This is a genomic window from Tianweitania sediminis, assembly GCF_017813335.1.
Lineage (GTDB): Bacteria > Pseudomonadota > Alphaproteobacteria > Rhizobiales > Rhizobiaceae > Tianweitania > Tianweitania sediminis.
Map to the genome: position 1 here is coordinate 530,563 of NZ_JAGIYY010000002.1, position 16,428 is coordinate 546,990.

The following is a 16,428-nucleotide window of genomic DNA, read 5'->3' on the forward strand; positions in this document are numbered from 1 at the left end:
CGTCAACCGCCTTCCTTCACGAACCCCGGCCTTTGAGCCGGGGTTTTTCTTTTCAGAACTGGACCTTGAGGGGAAAACATGACTCTGTTTCGCACGGCGGAGCCTGCGGCCGAGCCGGTGACGCTTGCGGATGTGAAGGCGCATCTGCGCCTCGACGGCGACCGTGAGGATGCCCTGCTTTCGGGCCTGATCAAGGCGGCTCGGTGCGAGGTGGAGCGGGCAACGGGCTGCGCGCTGCTGACGCAGGAATGGCGCTTGTTGCTCGACCGGTGGCCGCGCTCGAACCTCGTTGTTTTCAGCATCCATCCCGTGCGGGCCGTTGTAGCCATCACGGTTTTTGATGGGGACGGGCACCCGACGGTGCTCGACCCCGGCAGCATTCTCCTCGACGGAACAACGCGACCGGCTCGCTTGCTGATTGAAGCGCCGCCCGCGCCGGGCAAGGCTTTGAGCGGCATCGAGATCGACCTGCGGGCTGGCTTCGGCGACGCGGGCACGGATGTGCCTGATCTCCTGAAGCGCGCGGTGATCCTGCTTGCAGCACACTGGTTCGAATTCCGCACGGAACTGGAACCGGCCGCACGGCCCGCTTCCTTCCCCCGCGGCTATGAGCGGCTGATCGCACCTTACCAGACTCGGAGGCTTTGATGCGGCTTCAGTTCGTGGATCCCGGGCGGTTTCGAACGCAACTCGCACTGGAACAAGCCGTGCTCACCGACGACGGAGCGGGCGGTCATGCGGAAAGCTGGACCGAAATCGGCTGGATCTTTGCCGCGCTGGAGCCGGTGCGCGCTCAGATGCGGTTCGGCGGTGATCAAACGCTGGAAAGCGTGACGCACACCGTGACCCTGCGCTTGCGCGACGATGTGGCAAGCGGCATGCGCTTCCGAAGAGGCGACCGCCATTTCCGGATCCTGACGGTGCACGATCCGGATGAAGGCGGGCGTTACCTTGTTTGCAGAACGGAGGAGCAAGGGCGGTGAATGTCAGATATTCTTTGACGATGGACGGTATGATGCGGGCGCTTCGAGCAACGCTGCACCAGCTCCAGGAAGATGCGGACGTTGCCGAGAGCAGCAGACGGGACATGGAAGATCGTGCCGGCGCGCCTCCAAGGCGGGGTCAACGGCAACAGCGGGAGGTGACGCATCGTGGCAGCCGCAGCGCTTGAACTGCAGAAGGCAATCTTTGCTGCGCTGAAAGCTGATCCTGCCGTGAGCGCGATCGTGGGCAACCGCATCCACGATCATGCCCCGGCGAATGTTGCGTTTCCTTATCTCACCTTCGGGCGCACCAGCTCCTTCGACTGGAGCACGGGAACGGAAATCGGCACCGAACACCTGTTCACCATCCATGTCTGGTCGAAGGCCAAGGGCAAATCGGAAACATTGGAGCTGATGGGACGGGTGGAGGAGATCCTGCGCGACGGATCGCTCGCGCCGCAAGGCCATCATCTTGTCAACCTGACGCCGGATTTCGCGGAATCGCGTTTCGACGAGGAGCTTTCGCTCCATCACGGCCTGCTGCGCTACCGCGCGGTGACCGAGCCGACTGACTAGGCCACTACCACTTCAATCTTCGGAGCCAAAAAATGGTTGCTCAGCGGGGCAGGGATCTGCTCGTCAAAATGGATGCGGCCGCGAATGGCACATTCAGCACGGTGGCAGGTTTGCGCACCAAGCGGCTCGCCTTCAACAGCGAAACCGTGGACATTACGGATGCGGACTCAAGCGGCCGCTGGCGCGAACTGCTGGCTGCCGCCGGCATTCAGCGGGCGTCACTGAGCGGGGCCGGCATCTTCAAGGACGCGGCTTCGGACGCTGCGATCCGGTCCACCTTCTTTTCCGGCGCCATCGTGCGGTGGCAACTGGTGCTGCCCGACTTCGGCACGGTGGAAGGGCCATTCCAGATCGCGGCGCTGGAATATTCCGGAGCGCATGACGGTGAGATTGCCTTCGAGATCGCGCTTGAATCAGCCGGCGCAATCGGGTTCGCATCACAATGAATGTGAACAAGCGACGCGGCGAGGTGGCAGCGCGCCTCGATAACCGCGATTACCGGCTTTGCCTGACGCTGGGGGCGCTGGCGGAACTGGAAAGCGCCTTTGCCGCAACCGATCTGCGCGCGCTGGTGGAGCGCTTCTCAAGCGGAACGCTGTCGGCCACTGACATGATCGCGATCCTGGGCGCCGGGCTGCGCGGCGGCGGCAACCCCGTGGAAGACGAGACGGTGGCGCGGATGCACTGCGACGACGGCGTGGCAGGCTACGCGCGCATGGTCAGCGACCTGCTCCAAGCAACATTCGGGAGCAACGCGCCCGCAAACCCTTGATAGCCGCAGCAGGCGCGACGGTGCCCCGTCAACACGAGGCGTTTCCCTGGGAACGCGCGATGGCGCTCGGGCTAGGTCTGCTGCGGCTGAGGTCGGCTGACTTCTGGATGATGACCCCACGTGAACTGGCGGCTGCCTTGCAGCCGCTCACCGGCGGCGACCCGGCAGAGGCCATGCCGCGCCACGAACTCGACCGCTTGATGCAACAATTTCCCGACGGAGCATAAGGAGCAACCCCTTGGCTGAAGACATCCGAGTGCGCATCGAAGCGGATGCCGCTCCCTTTCTTGCGACACTCGAAAACCTCAAATCGCTTTCGACGAGCTTTGGCGCGGAACTGACCGGCGCGCTAAAGGGCGCCGCCGTCAGCGGGCGTTCGCTCGATGACATCTTACGGCGTCTTGCATCCAACCTTGCAGGACGTGCTCTGAACCTCGGATTAGCGCCGCTGCGGCAGATGGCGGGCTCGATGATGTCGGGCTTGTTTGGTGGCGCGGCGAGTGTCGTGCCGTTTGCCAAAGGCGGCGTGGTGGCATCGCCGAGCTACTTTCCCATGGGGCACAACCTCGGTCTCATGGGAGAAGCCGGTGCGGAAGCGATCCTGCCCCTGGCACGAGGCGCCGATGGCCGCCTTGGGGTCGCAGCCGGCGGCAGCACGCCAAGCGTTCATGTCACCTTCAACGTCACGGCAACCGACGCGGCATCGTTCCGCAAATCGGAAGCGCAGGTCACCGGCATGCTCGCGCAGGCCGTTCGCCGCGGCACGCGCGGTCTCTAGGAGACGTCATGCAGGAGTTTCACGACGCGTTGTTTCCGACGGCGATCTCCTTTGGCGCAACGGGCGGGCCGGAGCGCAAGGTCGAGATCGTTCAACTGACCTCCGGCAGGGAAGCGCGCAACCTCAGGCTGCGCCATTCCCGCCGCCGTTATGACGTCGGCACCGGCCTGCGCGCGCTGGCCGATCTTTACGCCGTTCTGGCCTTCTTCGAAGCGCGGCGCGGCTCGCTGCATCCGTTTCGCTTCCGAGATCCGTTCGACATGAAATCCTGCCTTCCGGACCAGGCGATCACCCCGCTTGACCAGCCGCTCGGGACCCCGGAAGGAGAGCCTGCGGCTTTTCAACTGGCGAAGACCTACGGAACCGGCGAGGCATCCTACGTGCGTCCGATCCGCAAGATCGTTGCTGGAAGTGTGCGTTGCGCGGTTGACGGCGTCGAACTGAGGGAAGATCGCTTCGCCGTTGATCCTGCCACGGGCTTGCTGACGCTGGCGGACCCGGTGGCGCCAGGCGCAGCGCTTACGGCGGGGTTCGAGTTCCACGTCCCCGTGCGCTTCGACGCAGAACATCTTTCTCTCAGCCTCACCGCCTTCAAGGCGGGGCAGATTCCCAGCATTCCCCTGATCGAGGTGAGCCTGTGAGCGTTTCCACGCTTTGCCACTGCTGGCGCATCACGCGGCGCGATGGTCACGTTGCGGGGTTCACCGACCACGACACCGCCTTGAGCGTGGTCGGAACGCACTTTCAGCCGGAAACCGGTCTTTCCGCAAGCGAGGCGCGGGACCGGCTGGGCCTGGCTGCCGATGCGGTGGAGATCGACGGGGCGTTGACAGCCTTCGAGATTTCCGAAGAAGCGATCGCGGATGGCGCATACGACGGAGCGGTTGTGGAAACCCTGCTTGTCGACTGGAGCCAGTCGGGAACCGCGACGTTGCTGCGCCGCGCCGTGATGGGCAAGATCACGCGCCGGGATGGGCATTTCACCGCCGAACTGCTCAGCCAAAGCGAAAGCCTGGATCGGGTGAATGGCCGCTTCATCCGCAGAAACTGCGACGCGGTCTTGGGCGACCGCCGCTGCCGGGTCGATCTCGATCGACCAAGCTTTCGAGCCCAAGGAGCGGTGGTTGAGACCGAGGGCAGCGACGCGATCCTCGTGAGCGGCCTCGGCGACGCCGCGCATGGCTGGTTTTCCCATGGCCGCCTGACATGGACGAGCGGCAGCAATCTGGGTCGTAGCGAGCAGGTTCTCGACCATGCGCGCCGCCTTGACGGCGTCCGGCTCGCCTTGTGGCGCGACGGAACGGTCGTTTCGGACACGGGCGACAGCTTCATCGTCGAGGTGGGCTGTGACAAGCATTTTGCAACCTGCAAAGCGAAGTTCAACAACGTGTTGAACTTCCGTGGCTTTCCGCACCTTCCGGGCAATGATGCGGCCTATGGCTATGTCACGGATGGGGTGGTGTTCGACGGCGCCCCGCTTGTGCCATGAGAACGGAGGCTTGCATCAATGAGCGGGTCGTCGCGGAAGCCCTCTCGTGGCGCGGGACACCCTATCGCCATCAGGGTCGCCAGCGCAGCGTGGGCTGCGACTGCCTTGGTTTGATCGTGGGTGTGTGGCAGGGCCTCTACGGCAAAGCGCCGGCTATGGTGCCCGACACTTATTCGCTCGATTGGGCGGAAACTGGCGCGGATGGTCTTCTGCTGCAAGCGGCCAGGGCACATTTTCGCGCCTGCCCGAGCAGTCCAGAGATCGGTGTGCCGGCGCCGGGCAATCTCATGCTGTTGCGCTGGCACGAGAACGCCCCGGCCACACACTGCGCAATTGCCCTGCCGCAGAACCGCATGATCCACGCTTATGAACGGCATGGCGTGGTTGTGTCGGCGCTCAACCGACACTGGCGCAACCGCATTGCCGGCGTTTTCGCTTTTCCCGCTCACATCTAGAGGTGCCGCATGGCAACCATCGTCTTGCAGGCTGCCGGGGCCTTCCTCGGCGGCGCCCTTGGTCCTGCCGGCGCCGTGATCGGCCGTGCAGCCGGTGCGCTGGCTGGTTATGCCATTGACCAGGCCGTGATCAACGGCACGCGGCGCCTGGAAGGTGGGAGGCTCAATGATCCCCGGCCGTTTTCAGCGGAAGACGGCGCAGCGCTGCCCCGCGTGTATGGCACGGTACGAGTGGGCGGCACGCTGATCTGGGCGACGCGCTTCGAGGAAGTCGCGACGGCGGAACGCACGGGCGGAAAGGGCGGCCCGAAGATCACCAATTACAGCTACTTCGCCAACGTTGCTTTTGCCCTGTGCGAAGGGCCGATCGCCGGCGTGCGCCGGATCTGGGCCGACGGGCGCGAACTCGACCAGACCATGTTCGAGGTTCGGGTCTACAAGGGCAGCGAAGACGAATTGCCGGATCCGCTCATCGAGGCCAAGCAGGGCGAAGGCAACGCTGCGCCTTTTCGTGGCACGGCTTACGTGGTGTTCGACCGCCTTCCGCTGGCGGAGTTCGGCAACCGAATCCCGCAGTTCGGCTTCGAGGTCCTTCGGCCGACCGGCACTCTCCCGGCAAAGATCAAGGCCGTGACCCTCATCCCGGGATCGACGGAATACGGCCTGTCGCCCAGCCCGGTGACGTTGACCATTAAGCCCGGCGAAACCGAGATACTCAATCGGCATGTTCTTCATGCCGGCACGGACATCGGGGCTGCCCTCGACGAGTTGCAGGCGCTTTGCCCGAACCTTGAGCATGTGGGGCTGGTTGCGACCTGGTTCGGCAATGATCTGCGGGCCGGGTCCTGCACCATCCGGCCTATGGTGGCGCAAAAGGACGTGACCGGTCAGTCGCAGCCCTGGCGGGTATCAGGCTTGGAGCGGGCTGATGCCGAGGAAGTGTCTCGGCATGAAGGCAGCGCGGCCTATGGCGGCGCACCGTCTGACCGATCGGTGACGGACGCGATCCTCAACCTGAAAAGGCGGGGACTGAAGGTCACGCTTTACCCCTTCATCATGATGGATGTGCCCCACAACAACACGTTGCCGGACCCGCATGGTGGCACCGCGCAGCCGCCCTATCCATGGCGCGGCCGCATCACCTGCCATCCGGCGCCGGGAACACCGCAAACAAGCGACGGCAGCACTGCGGCGGGGGAGGAGATTGCAGCCTTCGTCGGCAGAGCGGCGTCGAGCGACTTCGCGTTGGAGGACGATACGGTGGCCTTCAACGGCAATCCAGCCGAATGGAGCTATCGACGCTTCCTGCTCCATTTTGCACATCTGGCAAAGGCGGCCGGCGGCGTCGATGCCTTTCTGATCGGGTCTGAACTGCGCGGACTTACAACTGTGCGCGACCACGCGGGCGCTTTTCCCTTCGTTGCGGCACTCATGGATCTCGCCGCGGATGTGCGAGCCCTGCTTGGGCCTGCAACCAAGATCACCTATGGCGCGGACTGGTCGGAATATTCCGGCTACCAACCGATTGGGAGCGCGGACCGAATCTTTCACCTCGACCCGCTCTGGTCGCATTCTGCCGTGGATGCGGTCGGCATCGACAACTACATGCCCTTGTCCGATTGGCGCGACAACGATTGGGCCTCCGGCAATCCGGATGGCTTCCAAAGCCAGTATGACGTGGTCGCGCTGCGCGGCCAAATCGCAAGAGGCGAGGGCTACGACTGGTTCTATGCGAGTCTCGAAGATCGCCACGCCAGGCGGCGCACGCCCATCAGCGACGGTGCCTACAACAAGCCCTGGATTTATCGCTACAAGGACCTGGTGAGTTGGTGGTCAAACCCCCACCACGACAGGCAAAATGGGGTCGAGGCTGCCACAGCGACAGACTGGATCCCTTGTTCCAAGCCAATCTGGTTCACGGAACTGGGATGTCCTGCATCGGACAAGGGCCCCAACCAGCCGAATGTCTTTCCCGATCCGAAATCGTCTGAAAGCGCTTTTCCCTATTACTCCACCGGCGGCCGTTCGGACCCCGCACAACACAGCTTCATTGCGGCGCATCAGGCGCATTGGGACGGCGATGCGGAGGGTTTCGAGCGGCAGAACAATCCGCTTTCCCCCATTTACGGCGGACCAATGGTGGATCCCGACCGCATCTACCTTTGGGCCTGGGACGCGCGACCGTTTCCCGCCTTCCCGTCGCTCGGTGACCAGTGGCGCGACGGCGACAACTGGTTGCTCGGGCACTGGCTCAACGGCCGTTTAAGCACGGCAACAACGGCGGACCTGATTGCAGCTGTTCTCCAGGATCACGACCTACCCCTCGCGCAAACCCACGACTCGCCTGGGTCCCTTCATGGCTATGTGATCGAGGAGCCAGGCACGGCGCGCGAAGCACTGGAGCCGCTCGTGAGTCTTTTCGGCCTCGGCGTGGGCGACGACGGCGGCACCTTGCGCTTCGCGGGACCGACGCCAACGGTGCCGATCTCAGTCTCGGAGCTCGTGGTGGAGGACGGCGTACCCGTGGTGGAAAGCACGCGCGCCGGAGAGGGCGAGTTGCCCACCGAACTGACGCTGGGCTTCCGGGATCCGTTTGCGGCATATCAGGGTGCCACCGCACGCGCGGTGGACCCAGGTCGCACCGGGCTGCGCCAACAGGCGCTCGCGCTCAGCGCCGTGCTTGAACCGGATGCGGCCGCGTCGCTCGCTGCCGACCGGCTGCGCGACCATTGGGCAGGACGCGAGGAGATCAGCTTCGCTCTGGAGCCGGGCAGAACCGATGTCACGCCGGGCACCACCGTCCGGTTGCCGTTTCAAATACCGAGCGTGGATTTTCTTGTCACCAGTGTCGAAGCAGGCAGCAAGCGCAGCATCCGCGCCAAGCAGGTCCGGCGCATCGCGTCATCGCCGTGGCGTGTGCGCCGGCCGCTTCAAACGGCAATTGTCGAGCCAATGGCAGGCAGGCCTGCCTCGATCCTGCTCGACCTGCCAATGTTGCCGGGCGAAACCGATCCGGCCCGGCAACTGCGTCTCGCGACCCATGCGAAGCCTTGGAAGACGTTGGCCGTGTTCAGTGCCTCAGGCGCCGAAGGCTATGTTCAACGAGGAACGGTCGCCGCGCCGGCCACGATGGGCCAGCTTGTTGCGCCGCTTTTCCCCGGACCCGTCGGGCGGATTGACCGGACAAACGTGCTCGAAGTCTCGCTTCTACGCGGTGAACTGGCAAACCGAACCCGGCTGGAAGTGCTGAACGGTTCCGGCACAGCCGCGGTGTCCTGTGCGAACGGCCAGTGGGAGGTGCTTCAGTTCGAGAGAGCGAAAGAAACCGCCGCCGACACTTGGCAGCTGTCGGCCCTGCTACGGGCGCAACTCGGCACGGAAGATGCGATGCAGTCGGGCGCTGCCGCTGGAGGATCTTTTGTTCTGCTGAATGATCGCGCCCTGCCGGCTGGCCTGATGTCATCCGAAGTCGGTCTTGAGCGGCGATGGCGGATCGGCCCGGCTGGTTATCCGGTCACGGGCGAATACTTCACCCAACTCAGCGCCACAGGAGGGCAGCGGTCGCGCATGCCGTTGGCCCCAGTGCATCTTCGGGCCAGGAAAACCGCCACGGGATGGTTGCTGACCTGGATCCGCCGCAGCCGAATCGATGCCGACGATTGGGAAGCTTCGGAAATCCCGCTTGGCGAAGACAGCGAAACCTATCTCGTCGAGATCGCCGCGTCAGGAAGCAGTGAGGTGCGGCGGCGCGTGCAAACCAGCGTGCCCTTCCTCAACTATCCCGTTGCGGAGGCCGCTTCAGACTTCGGCGGGCTGCCGAACCGCATTGCGGTTGCCGTACGGCAGGTGAGCAGGACCGTCGGAACAGGCATCCCCGCAAAAGCCGATCTCCCACTATTGTGATCAACCAACTGAAAGGAGTGCAACATGGACGGTTCAAAACCTTGGTACTTGTCGCGTACAGTATGGGCATCTCTGGTGACCGTTGCAGCCGCGGTCGGCGGCCTGATGGGTCGAAGCGTCGGCCTTGCCGAGCAGATGCTTCTGACGGATGCGCTTTTGCAGATCGTTACTGCAGTCAGCGGCGTGGTTGCCGTCATGGGTCGGTTCGCCGCAACGGCGAAGATCAGTTGATCCGTGTCGCCTCTGCCGCCTCTTGCAAAGGGCGAGCATGAGATCCTGATCGAATGGGCAACGGAACCGTTCATGACGCGTTCAGCCCGCCAGAACTAGTGTGTCGGCCTGGATGGAGTTTGGAATGCACCGGTCGCGACAGCCCTTTGTTTTCCCTGTCGTCCGGTGCTTCCTGGTGGCACAATCACCCGTGAAGGGCGCTTCATCGCGCTTGCTCAACCGCAGTTCAAGGCCTTGACGGGGTCCATGAAAGTAAAACGCGTTCTTTCCGGTTTGTTGCTGGCGACAGCGCTGACAGCGATGCAAGGTTCGTCGCTGTCAAACGCGCAGGCGGCGGATTGCTATGCGCTGGGCCTTGAACTTGCAGCAAAATATGGCGGCCAGCTTGCACGCGCCATGCCGTTCGTCCAAGACGGCCAGCAGGTGTGCCGCATCGTTATCCTGGTTCCAGGCCGCGATGGCGCACGGCCCCGCCGCGCCGAATATGTCGTGCCGGCGGAATAGATTGGCCGCCAGTCTGGCACTTCGGGAGGGGACATGCGCATTCTGGTGGTGGAAGACGACAAGGACCTGAACCGTCAGATCACCGACGCGCTTGCCGATGCCGGCTATGTCGTGGATCGCGCCTATGACGGCGAGGAGGGGCACTTCCTCGGCGACACCGAGCCCTATGACGCCGTGGTGCTCGATGTCGGCTTGCCGCAGATGGACGGTATCTCCGTGATGGAGCGCTGGCGGCGGGCCGGCCGCAAGATGCCTGTGCTAATTCTGACTGCGCGGGATCGCTGGAGCGACAAGGTCCAGGGCATCGACGCGGGCGCAGACGATTATGTGACCAAGCCGTTCCACATCGAAGAAGTTCTCGCACGCGTCAGGGCCCTGATCCGCCGTGCCGCCGGACATGCCTCTTCCGAACTGACCTGCGGACCCCTCCGGCTCGACATCAAGGCTTCCAAGGCCGATGTTGATGGTGTTCCCTTGAAGCTGACCTCGCACGAGTTCCGGCTGCTTGCCTACCTCATGCATCACAGCGGAGAGGTGGTTTCGAGAACCGAGCTGGTTGAACACCTTTACGACCAGGATTTCGACCGTGACTCCAACACGATCGAAGTGTTCGTAGGGCGGCTGCGCCGAAAGATGGGCGTCGATCTGATCGAAACCGTCCGAGGCATGGGTTACCGGATGCGCAATCCCGGCTCAGCTGCCTGAGCGCCCATGATCCGCTTCCCGCGATCGCTGACGATTCGCGTTCTTGCGCTGTCGACCTTGTGGGCCGTGTTGTCGCTTGTGGCGATCGCAACGGTGATTTCCGCACTCTATCGCCAATCCAGCGAGCGCAGCTTCGACAGCCTGTTGTCGGCGCATCTCTTCAACCTGATCGGTGCGGCAAGCGTCAGTCCGGACGGGCGTTTGCAGGGCTCACCGGATCTGGGCGACGTCCGCTACGTGATCCCGCGGTCCGGCTGGTACTGGTCGGTCGAGCCTTTGTCCGAGAACCTGGAAGGCCGTTTGCGGTCGCTGTCGTTTATCGGCAATGTCGATTCGCCGACGCTGGTTCAAGTTCCTTTCGATAATCGTTTTCAACGCAGCTATGCCGCCAACGGACTTAACGGCGAACGCGTAAAGGTGATCGAGAACGAGTTCGTGCTGGACGACCAGAACCGCATCGCGCGGTTTCGCGTGATGGGAAACCTGAGCGAACTAGAGGCGGAAATCGCAGAGTTCGAACACAGCGTTTATGCATATCTCTTCCTGTTCGGTCTCGGGACGGTGGCTTTCAACGCGGCAGCCATTCTGTTTGGCCTGAAGCCACTTGCCCGAGTGCGCGCCGCGCTTTCCGCGGTGCGCGAAGGAACGGCGCATCGGCTGGACGGCGTTTTCCCACCGGAAGTCGAGCCGCTGGTGAATGAAACCAATGCGCTGATCGAGAACAATCGCCGAATCGTCGAGCGATCCCGCACGCAGGTCGGCAATCTCGCGCACTCGCTGAAAACGCCGCTCGCGATCATCATGAATGAAGGGCGCGCGATGAACACGGAACAGGGGCGACTGCTGGATGACCAGGCGAAGGCCATGCGCCAGCAGATCGAGAACTATCTGCAACGCGCCCGCATTGCGGCTCAGCGCGACAGCGTCGTGTTTCGTACCAGCGTCCGGCAGCCCATTGAGCGGCTTGCTCGGGTGATGGAAAAGCTCAACCCGGAAAAGCGGATCGACCTTGTGTTTGGGTCGGACGCCGACATCATCTTTGCGGGCGAGGAAGGCGACCTGGAAGAGATCACCGGCAACCTGTTCGAGAATGCGATGAAATGGAGCAGGGAACGGACTCGGATTTCAACGGACGTCGCGCAAAGCGCGGCGGGCGCCGACCGCTTCTTGTTGACGATCGAGGACGATGGACCCGGCATTGCGGCAGACCAGCGTCACGAAGCGCTCAAACGCGGCAAGCGTCTCGACGAAACGAAACCTGGGTCGGGACTGGGCCTTTCGATCGTATCCGACCTTGTTTCGGAATATGGCGGCGCTCTGCGGCTGGACCGCTCTGAACTTGGTGGCCTGAAGGTGATTGTAGAACTGCCGCGCGCCACCTAGCTATGCTAAGATGTACTTGACTTCGCGTAACCCCACATCTGCGGCAGATGCTTCATGAAAACGACAGTCAGTCTTGCCCTTCTCTTGATTGCCTTGGCGGGATGTTCGGCCAGCGGCTTTGGTTCCACGGCGAGCAGCTTTGTTCAACCGGAAGCCGAAGAGCGGCCGGTCGGCGCAGCGCTGCTTGAGGCTATGGCAGGTGGTCTCGTCGGCGGCACGATAGGCCGTGAGCTGGAAACACGCGATCGTCGAAGCGCACTGGAAGCAGAATACCGGGCGCTCGAATACACACCAAGCGGCCAGCCGGTGACCTGGCGCAACCAGCGCGCCAATACCTATGGGGAAGTTGTGGCCGCACAGCCTTATCGCGTCGGCTCCCAGGATTGCCGCCAATACTATCATACGGTGTTTGTGAAGGGGAATCCGCACAGCGCCCGCGGAACGGCCTGCCGGAACGCGAACGGAAGCTGGACGCCTCTCACCTGATCGTCTTGGCCTCCCTGGGGCGGGAGGTTGTCGCGGAGGCAGCACCATGTCGCATTGGCGGTGGCGATCCGCCCGGCTAGAAGGACGCCATGCTGTTCTGGATCGTTGCCACGCTGTTAACGTTGATGGCCTGCTTGAGTGTCCTCGTGCCATTTCTGCGGCGGCCAGCCGCTGTTGGCGTAATGACCTCACCAGACCTCGCGATCTACAAGGATCAGCTTGCCGAGGTTGAACGGGATCTTTCACGAGGTTTGATCGGGCGCGGGGAAGCGGAACAAGCCCGCAGCGAAATCGGTCGGCGTATCCTCCGCGCCAGCGAAAGAGCGGGCGGTGCGACGGTGCAGAGGCCGCTGTGGGGTCGGGCCGTGACGGCGGCGGCAGTTTTGTCCATTCCGCTGGTCAGCTGGAGCGTTTACGCGGCCACTGGCTCACCGGGCGAACCAGCGCAACCCCTCCAAGCACGCTTGCAGGAGAGTCCTGGCAATCTGCCTGTAGAGGACTTGATTGCGCGGGCGGAAGCACACCTTCGCACGGACCCCTCGGATAGCCGTGGCTGGGAAGTGCTTGCCCCAATTTACCTGCGGGTTGGCCGCACGGATGACGCGGTTCGCGCTTATCGAGAAGCAATCGATCGTCTTGGCTCGAGCGGAATAAGGCAGTCTGGATTGGGCGAGGCGCTGATCGCGCAGGCAGGCGGCACGGTCACTGCGGAGGCGCGCGAGGCCTTCGAGCAAGGCTTGCAGGCAGCGCCGGGCGATGGGAAGGCGCTCTTCTTCCTTGCCCTTGCCGCGGCGCAAGAGGGTGACGTCGCCGGCGCGCAAGCACAATGGCAGGCCTTGAAAGCGGATCAACCGGCAGGATCGCCCTGGAGCGAGGCCGCAAACCAGGCGCTTGCGCGCATCGCGCAACCGGGTCGTGGGCCGGGCGCGCAGGACGTGCAAGATGCGGCTGCCTTGAGCTCTGCAGAGCGCTCAACGATGATCGAGGGGATGGTCGCCACGCTTGACGCGAAGCTGAGAGACAATCCGCGCGATCCTGAAGGTTGGCAGAAACTCGTACGCTCCTATGCGGTTCTCGGGCGCCAAGACGAGGCGCGGGAGGCGCTGCGTCGCGGGATGTCCGCCTTAGGCGAAACGACCCGGGATGCAGCGGCGCTGCAGGACTTTGCCCGTTCCATCAATGTCCTCGCGAGTGTTCAGCCATGACCCGCAAGCAAAAGCGCCTCGGCGTCATCGCGGGGGGATTGGCTTTCCTTGGTCTGGCGATGGGCCTGACATTCTATGCCCTGGGCCAGCGCACGTCGTACTTTTATATGCCGACCGATCTGGCGACGCAGGCTGTGCCGCCTGGACAGCGCATCCGGTTGGGCGGTCTTGTCGAGAAGGGCACGGTGGTGCGCGGGCAGGGCACCGAAGTCTCCTTCGCCGTGACGGATGAAACACGGTCCGTGCCCGTGGTTTTTGCTGGAATCCTGCCCGATCTCTTTCGCGAAGAACAAGGCGTGGTGACGGAAGGCAGTTTCCGGTCGGACGGGATTTTCATGGCCGACAGCGTTCTGGCGAAGCATGACGAAACCTACATGCCGAAGGAAGTCGCGGATGGCCTCAAGGCCCAGGGTCTTTGGCAGGAAAACTGATGGCTGAGGCGCGTGGCTCATGATTGAAGCGGGCCATTTCGCGCTGGTGCTGGCCTTGGCTCTGGCGCTGGTGCAATCCACAGTTCCAATCGTGGGGAGCCGCATCAACGATGCGCGCATGATGGCTGTGGCCGCACCGGTCGCACTTGTCAGCTTCGCCTTGATTGCGCTGGCGTTCCTGGCGTTGACCTGGGCTTACGTGACTTCTGATTTTTCCGTCGTCAATGTCTGGGAAAACTCGCATTCCCAGAAGCCCATGTTGTTCAAGATCACCGGGACCTGGGGAAATCACGAAGGGTCCATGCTGCTGTGGGTCCTGATCCTCGCCTTGTTTTCTGCTCTGGTAGCTGTCTTTGGACGCAACCTTCCGGATCAGCTGAAGGCAACCGTGCTCGCCGTCCAGGGGTGGATCGCGGCAGCCTTCTTGTTGTTTATCCTGGTGACATCCAATCCTTTCGCGCGGCTTGTGCCGGCCCCGTTCGAGGGGCAGGACCTCAACCCGATCCTGCAGGACGTCGGTCTCGCGGTTCATCCGCCGCTGCTTTATCTCGGCTATGTCGGCTTTTCCGTCAGCTTTTCTTTCGCGGTTGCTGCTTTGATCGAGAAGCGGATCGATGCTGCCTGGGCGCGGTGGGTACGGCCTTGGACGCTGGCTGCCTGGATCTTCCTCACCGGTGGAATCGCGATGGGTTCCTATTGGGCCTATTACGAACTCGGCTGGGGTGGCTTCTGGTTCTGGGATCCGGTGGAAAATGCTTCTTTCATGCCATGGCTGTCCGGGACTGCTCTGCTGCACTCGGCGCTCGTGATGGAAAAGCGCTCGGCCCTGAAGATCTGGACGGTGCTTCTTGCAATTCTGACGTTTTCCTTGTCCTTGCTTGGAACCTTCTTGGTGCGTTCGGGCGTGCTGACCTCGGTACATGCCTTCGCGACTGACCCGACCCGTGGCGTCTTCATCCTCGGCATCTTGACGTTGCTTGTTGGCGGAGCGCTTGCGCTGTTTGCCTGGCGGGCACACGCTCTGACGGCCGGCGGCATCTTTCAACCCATCTCGCGTGAAGGTTCGCTCGTTCTCAACAACCTGTTCCTGACGACGGCGACCGCGACCGTGCTGATCGGCACGCTTTACCCGCTGCTGATGGAAGCGCTCACCGGCGACAAGATTTCCGTTGGCGCGCCCTTTTTCAATCTCACTTTCGGTTCGCTGATGGTGCCCTTGCTGATCGCGGTTCCGTTCGGTCCGCTGCTCGCCTGGAAGCGGGGCGACCTTTACGCCGCCGCGCAACGGCTTGCTTGGGCGCTGGGCGGCGCGATCCTCGTGGCGTTGCTGATCATGTTGTTCGTTGATCGGACGATGCTGTTTGCCGCCTTGAGCATCGGCCTAGCCGCATGGCTGATGCTGGGTGCTGCCACGGATCTCGTGCTGCGTTCGGGGGTGGGGTCGCAGCCGTGGAGCGTGGTCCGTCGTCGCTTGTGGGGTCTTCCACGCTCCGCCAAGGGCACGGCGCTGGCGCATTTCGGACTGGGCGTCACCGTGGTGGGCATTGTTGCGACCGTTGCATTCCAGACGGAACGGATCGTCATAATGAAGCCGGGTGACACGATCGATTTCGCTGGAAGGCAACTGCGTTTCGAGCGTGTGGAGCCGTTTGCCGGACCCAACTACACCGAAGATCAGGCTCGTTTCACCCTGATCTCTGGCAATCGAGACGTCGGAACGCTTGTCGCTGCCAAACGGCTCTACACGGCACGCCAGATGCCGACAACCGAGGCAGGGATCCTGACGCGCGGCTTCAGCCAGGCCTATGTCGCGCTTGGCGACCCTTCAGGCGATGGCAGTTGGGTGGTGCGGGCTTGGTGGAAGCCGATGGTGACGCTGATCTGGCTCGGTCCGTGCCTGATGATGGCCGGCGGTCTGTTGTCGATCTCGGACCGGCGGCTGCGCGTCGGCGCCCCGGCCCGGCGCAGGTCGCAGCCCGTTCCGGCGGCAGCCGAATGACGGTCGCTAAGCTGATCTTCGCGGTGCTGGTTCTGGCAAGCCTCTGCTTGCCCGCGCATGCCGTCCGGCCGGACGAGATCCTGGCGGATCCGCAGCTGGAAGCAAGGGCGCGCGAGATCTCGTCCGAGCTGCGCTGTTACGTTTGCCAGAACCAGTCGATCGACGATTCCGATGCAGACCTCGCTCGTGATCTGCGTATCCTAGTCCGGGAGCGGATCCTCGCAGGCGACACCGATGAGGCGGTGACTGATTACATCGTGCAGCGTTACGGCGAGTTCGTTTTGCTGAAACCCCGCTTTGGCTACCACACGGCCTTGCTTTGGGGGGCGCCCCTGTTGATCCTAGTCGCTGGCAGCATTGGTCTCTTCATGATGCGCCGCCGCGAGGCTGCAACAACCGCGCTCCTCAGTGAAGAGGAAGAACGAAAGCTTCAGGCGATCCTTCGTGACAGCTGAGGGCCCCGTTCCGGCTAGATTAACAAGATTTCATCTCCCGGACAGGTCGATGTAACCCAAAGCTCCCTATCTG

General features: G+C 63.0%; 20 protein-coding genes. All 20 read left to right on the forward strand.

Annotated features, from left to right (window positions below; all coding sequences use genetic code 11):
* Positions 1 to 78: 78 nt before the first annotated feature.
* Complete coding sequence (locus tag J5Y06_RS09575) at positions 79 to 648, forward strand: head-tail connector protein (protein WP_209334900.1); 570 nt, start codon at positions 79 to 81, stop codon at positions 646 to 648.
* Entirely contained in the window at positions 648 to 983 is a 336-nt protein-coding gene (locus J5Y06_RS09580; protein ID WP_209334901.1) for a phage head closure protein, read from the forward strand. The genes J5Y06_RS09575 and J5Y06_RS09580 overlap by 1 nt, the downstream gene beginning before the upstream one ends.
* Positions 984 to 1,151: 168 nt before the next feature.
* Positions 1,152 to 1,559: a DUF3168 domain-containing protein gene (locus J5Y06_RS09585; protein WP_209334902.1), complete on the forward strand. Its 408-nt coding sequence runs from the start codon at positions 1,152 to 1,154 to the stop codon at positions 1,557 to 1,559.
* Between the two features lie 32 nt (positions 1,560 to 1,591).
* Positions 1,592 to 2,005: a phage major tail protein, TP901-1 family gene (locus J5Y06_RS09590; RefSeq protein ID WP_209334903.1), complete on the forward strand. Its 414-nt coding sequence runs from the start codon at positions 1,592 to 1,594 to the stop codon at positions 2,003 to 2,005.
* The gene (locus J5Y06_RS09595) at positions 2,002 to 2,331 is read left to right on the forward strand and encodes a gene transfer agent family protein (protein WP_209334904.1); all 330 of its coding nucleotides are present in this window, start codon (positions 2,002 to 2,004) and stop codon (positions 2,329 to 2,331) included. Before J5Y06_RS09590 ends, J5Y06_RS09595 begins: the two co-directional genes overlap by 4 nt.
* Before the next feature lie 20 nt (positions 2,332 to 2,351).
* Positions 2,352 to 2,558, forward strand: coding sequence for a rcc01693 family protein (locus tag J5Y06_RS09600; protein WP_342453400.1), 207 nt, complete (start codon positions 2,352 to 2,354; stop codon positions 2,556 to 2,558).
* Between the two features lie 11 nt (positions 2,559 to 2,569).
* The gene (locus tag J5Y06_RS09605) at positions 2,570 to 3,109 is read left to right on the forward strand and encodes a phage tail tape measure protein (RefSeq protein ID WP_209334905.1); all 540 of its coding nucleotides are present in this window, start codon (positions 2,570 to 2,572) and stop codon (positions 3,107 to 3,109) included.
* A gap of 8 nt (positions 3,110 to 3,117) precedes the next feature.
* Positions 3,118 to 3,750, forward strand: a complete 633-nt coding sequence (locus J5Y06_RS09610; RefSeq protein WP_209334906.1) for a DUF2460 domain-containing protein — start codon at positions 3,118 to 3,120, stop codon at positions 3,748 to 3,750.
* The gene (locus J5Y06_RS09615) at positions 3,747 to 4,598 is read left to right on the forward strand and encodes a DUF2163 domain-containing protein (protein WP_209334907.1); all 852 of its coding nucleotides are present in this window, start codon (positions 3,747 to 3,749) and stop codon (positions 4,596 to 4,598) included. The genes J5Y06_RS09610 and J5Y06_RS09615 overlap by 4 nt, the downstream gene beginning before the upstream one ends.
* Positions 4,595 to 5,053 carry an NlpC/P60 family protein gene (locus J5Y06_RS09620; protein ID WP_209334908.1) on the forward strand — a complete coding sequence of 153 codons (459 nt, stop codon included), beginning with the start codon at positions 4,595 to 4,597 and terminating at the stop codon, positions 5,051 to 5,053. The genes J5Y06_RS09615 and J5Y06_RS09620 overlap by 4 nt, the downstream gene beginning before the upstream one ends.
* A 9-nt stretch (positions 5,054 to 5,062) precedes the next feature.
* The gene (locus J5Y06_RS09625) at positions 5,063 to 8,956 is read left to right on the forward strand and encodes a baseplate multidomain protein megatron (protein ID WP_209334909.1); all 3,894 of its coding nucleotides are present in this window, start codon (positions 5,063 to 5,065) and stop codon (positions 8,954 to 8,956) included.
* Between the two features lie 24 nt (positions 8,957 to 8,980).
* Positions 8,981 to 9,187, forward strand: coding sequence for a hypothetical protein (locus J5Y06_RS09630; RefSeq protein WP_209334910.1), 207 nt, complete (start codon positions 8,981 to 8,983; stop codon positions 9,185 to 9,187).
* A gap of 246 nt (positions 9,188 to 9,433) precedes the next feature.
* The gene (locus J5Y06_RS09635) at positions 9,434 to 9,691 is read left to right on the forward strand and encodes a hypothetical protein (protein WP_209334911.1); all 258 of its coding nucleotides are present in this window, start codon (positions 9,434 to 9,436) and stop codon (positions 9,689 to 9,691) included.
* A gap of 33 nt (positions 9,692 to 9,724) precedes the next feature.
* Positions 9,725 to 10,396 carry a response regulator transcription factor gene (locus tag J5Y06_RS09640; protein ID WP_209334912.1) on the forward strand — a complete coding sequence of 224 codons (672 nt, stop codon included), beginning with the start codon at positions 9,725 to 9,727 and terminating at the stop codon, positions 10,394 to 10,396.
* Between the two features lie 6 nt (positions 10,397 to 10,402).
* Positions 10,403 to 11,779, forward strand: coding sequence for a sensor histidine kinase (locus tag J5Y06_RS09645; RefSeq protein WP_209334913.1), 1,377 nt, complete (start codon positions 10,403 to 10,405; stop codon positions 11,777 to 11,779).
* Positions 11,780 to 11,833: 54 nt separating this feature from the next.
* Positions 11,834 to 12,265: a hypothetical protein gene (locus tag J5Y06_RS09650; RefSeq protein ID WP_209334914.1), complete on the forward strand. Its 432-nt coding sequence runs from the start codon at positions 11,834 to 11,836 to the stop codon at positions 12,263 to 12,265.
* Between the two features lie 89 nt (positions 12,266 to 12,354).
* Positions 12,355 to 13,470: a c-type cytochrome biogenesis protein CcmI gene (ccmI, locus tag J5Y06_RS09655; protein ID WP_209334915.1), complete on the forward strand. Its 1,116-nt coding sequence runs from the start codon at positions 12,355 to 12,357 to the stop codon at positions 13,468 to 13,470.
* Entirely contained in the window at positions 13,467 to 13,901 is a 435-nt protein-coding gene (gene ccmE / locus J5Y06_RS09660; protein WP_209334916.1) for a cytochrome c maturation protein CcmE, read from the forward strand. The genes ccmI and ccmE overlap by 4 nt, the downstream gene beginning before the upstream one ends.
* A gap of 19 nt (positions 13,902 to 13,920) precedes the next feature.
* Positions 13,921 to 15,900, forward strand: coding sequence for a heme lyase CcmF/NrfE family subunit (locus J5Y06_RS09665; RefSeq protein WP_209334917.1), 1,980 nt, complete (start codon positions 13,921 to 13,923; stop codon positions 15,898 to 15,900).
* Positions 15,897 to 16,355 carry a cytochrome c-type biogenesis protein gene (locus tag J5Y06_RS09670; RefSeq protein ID WP_209334918.1) on the forward strand — a complete coding sequence of 153 codons (459 nt, stop codon included), beginning with the start codon at positions 15,897 to 15,899 and terminating at the stop codon, positions 16,353 to 16,355. The genes J5Y06_RS09665 and J5Y06_RS09670 overlap by 4 nt, the downstream gene beginning before the upstream one ends.
* Positions 16,356 to 16,428: the final 73 nt, after the last annotated feature.

Coding starts and splice junctions, on each gene's coding strand:
- J5Y06_RS09650 (WP_209334914.1), top strand. CDS start 11,834: ATGAAAACGACAGTCAGTCTTGCCCTTCTCTTGATTGCCTTGGCGGGA.
- J5Y06_RS09620 (WP_209334908.1), top strand. CDS start 4,595: ATGAGAACGGAGGCTTGCATCAATGAGCGGGTCGTCGCGGAAGCCCTC.
- J5Y06_RS09580 (WP_209334901.1), top strand. CDS start 648: ATGCGGCTTCAGTTCGTGGATCCCGGGCGGTTTCGAACGCAACTCGCA.
- ccmE (WP_209334916.1), top strand. CDS start 13,467: ATGACCCGCAAGCAAAAGCGCCTCGGCGTCATCGCGGGGGGATTGGCT.
- J5Y06_RS09665 (WP_209334917.1), top strand. CDS start 13,921: ATGATTGAAGCGGGCCATTTCGCGCTGGTGCTGGCCTTGGCTCTGGCG.
- J5Y06_RS09640 (WP_209334912.1), top strand. CDS start 9,725: ATGCGCATTCTGGTGGTGGAAGACGACAAGGACCTGAACCGTCAGATC.
- J5Y06_RS09595 (WP_209334904.1), top strand. CDS start 2,002: ATGAATGTGAACAAGCGACGCGGCGAGGTGGCAGCGCGCCTCGATAAC.
- J5Y06_RS09610 (WP_209334906.1), top strand. CDS start 3,118: ATGCAGGAGTTTCACGACGCGTTGTTTCCGACGGCGATCTCCTTTGGC.
- J5Y06_RS09635 (WP_209334911.1), top strand. CDS start 9,434: ATGAAAGTAAAACGCGTTCTTTCCGGTTTGTTGCTGGCGACAGCGCTG.
- ccmI (WP_209334915.1), top strand. CDS start 12,355: ATGCTGTTCTGGATCGTTGCCACGCTGTTAACGTTGATGGCCTGCTTG.
- J5Y06_RS09625 (WP_209334909.1), top strand. CDS start 5,063: ATGGCAACCATCGTCTTGCAGGCTGCCGGGGCCTTCCTCGGCGGCGCC.
- J5Y06_RS09575 (WP_209334900.1), top strand. CDS start 79: ATGACTCTGTTTCGCACGGCGGAGCCTGCGGCCGAGCCGGTGACGCTT.
- J5Y06_RS09630 (WP_209334910.1), top strand. CDS start 8,981: ATGGACGGTTCAAAACCTTGGTACTTGTCGCGTACAGTATGGGCATCT.
- J5Y06_RS09670 (WP_209334918.1), top strand. CDS start 15,897: ATGACGGTCGCTAAGCTGATCTTCGCGGTGCTGGTTCTGGCAAGCCTC.
- J5Y06_RS09590 (WP_209334903.1), top strand. CDS start 1,592: ATGGTTGCTCAGCGGGGCAGGGATCTGCTCGTCAAAATGGATGCGGCC.
- J5Y06_RS09645 (WP_209334913.1), top strand. CDS start 10,403: ATGATCCGCTTCCCGCGATCGCTGACGATTCGCGTTCTTGCGCTGTCG.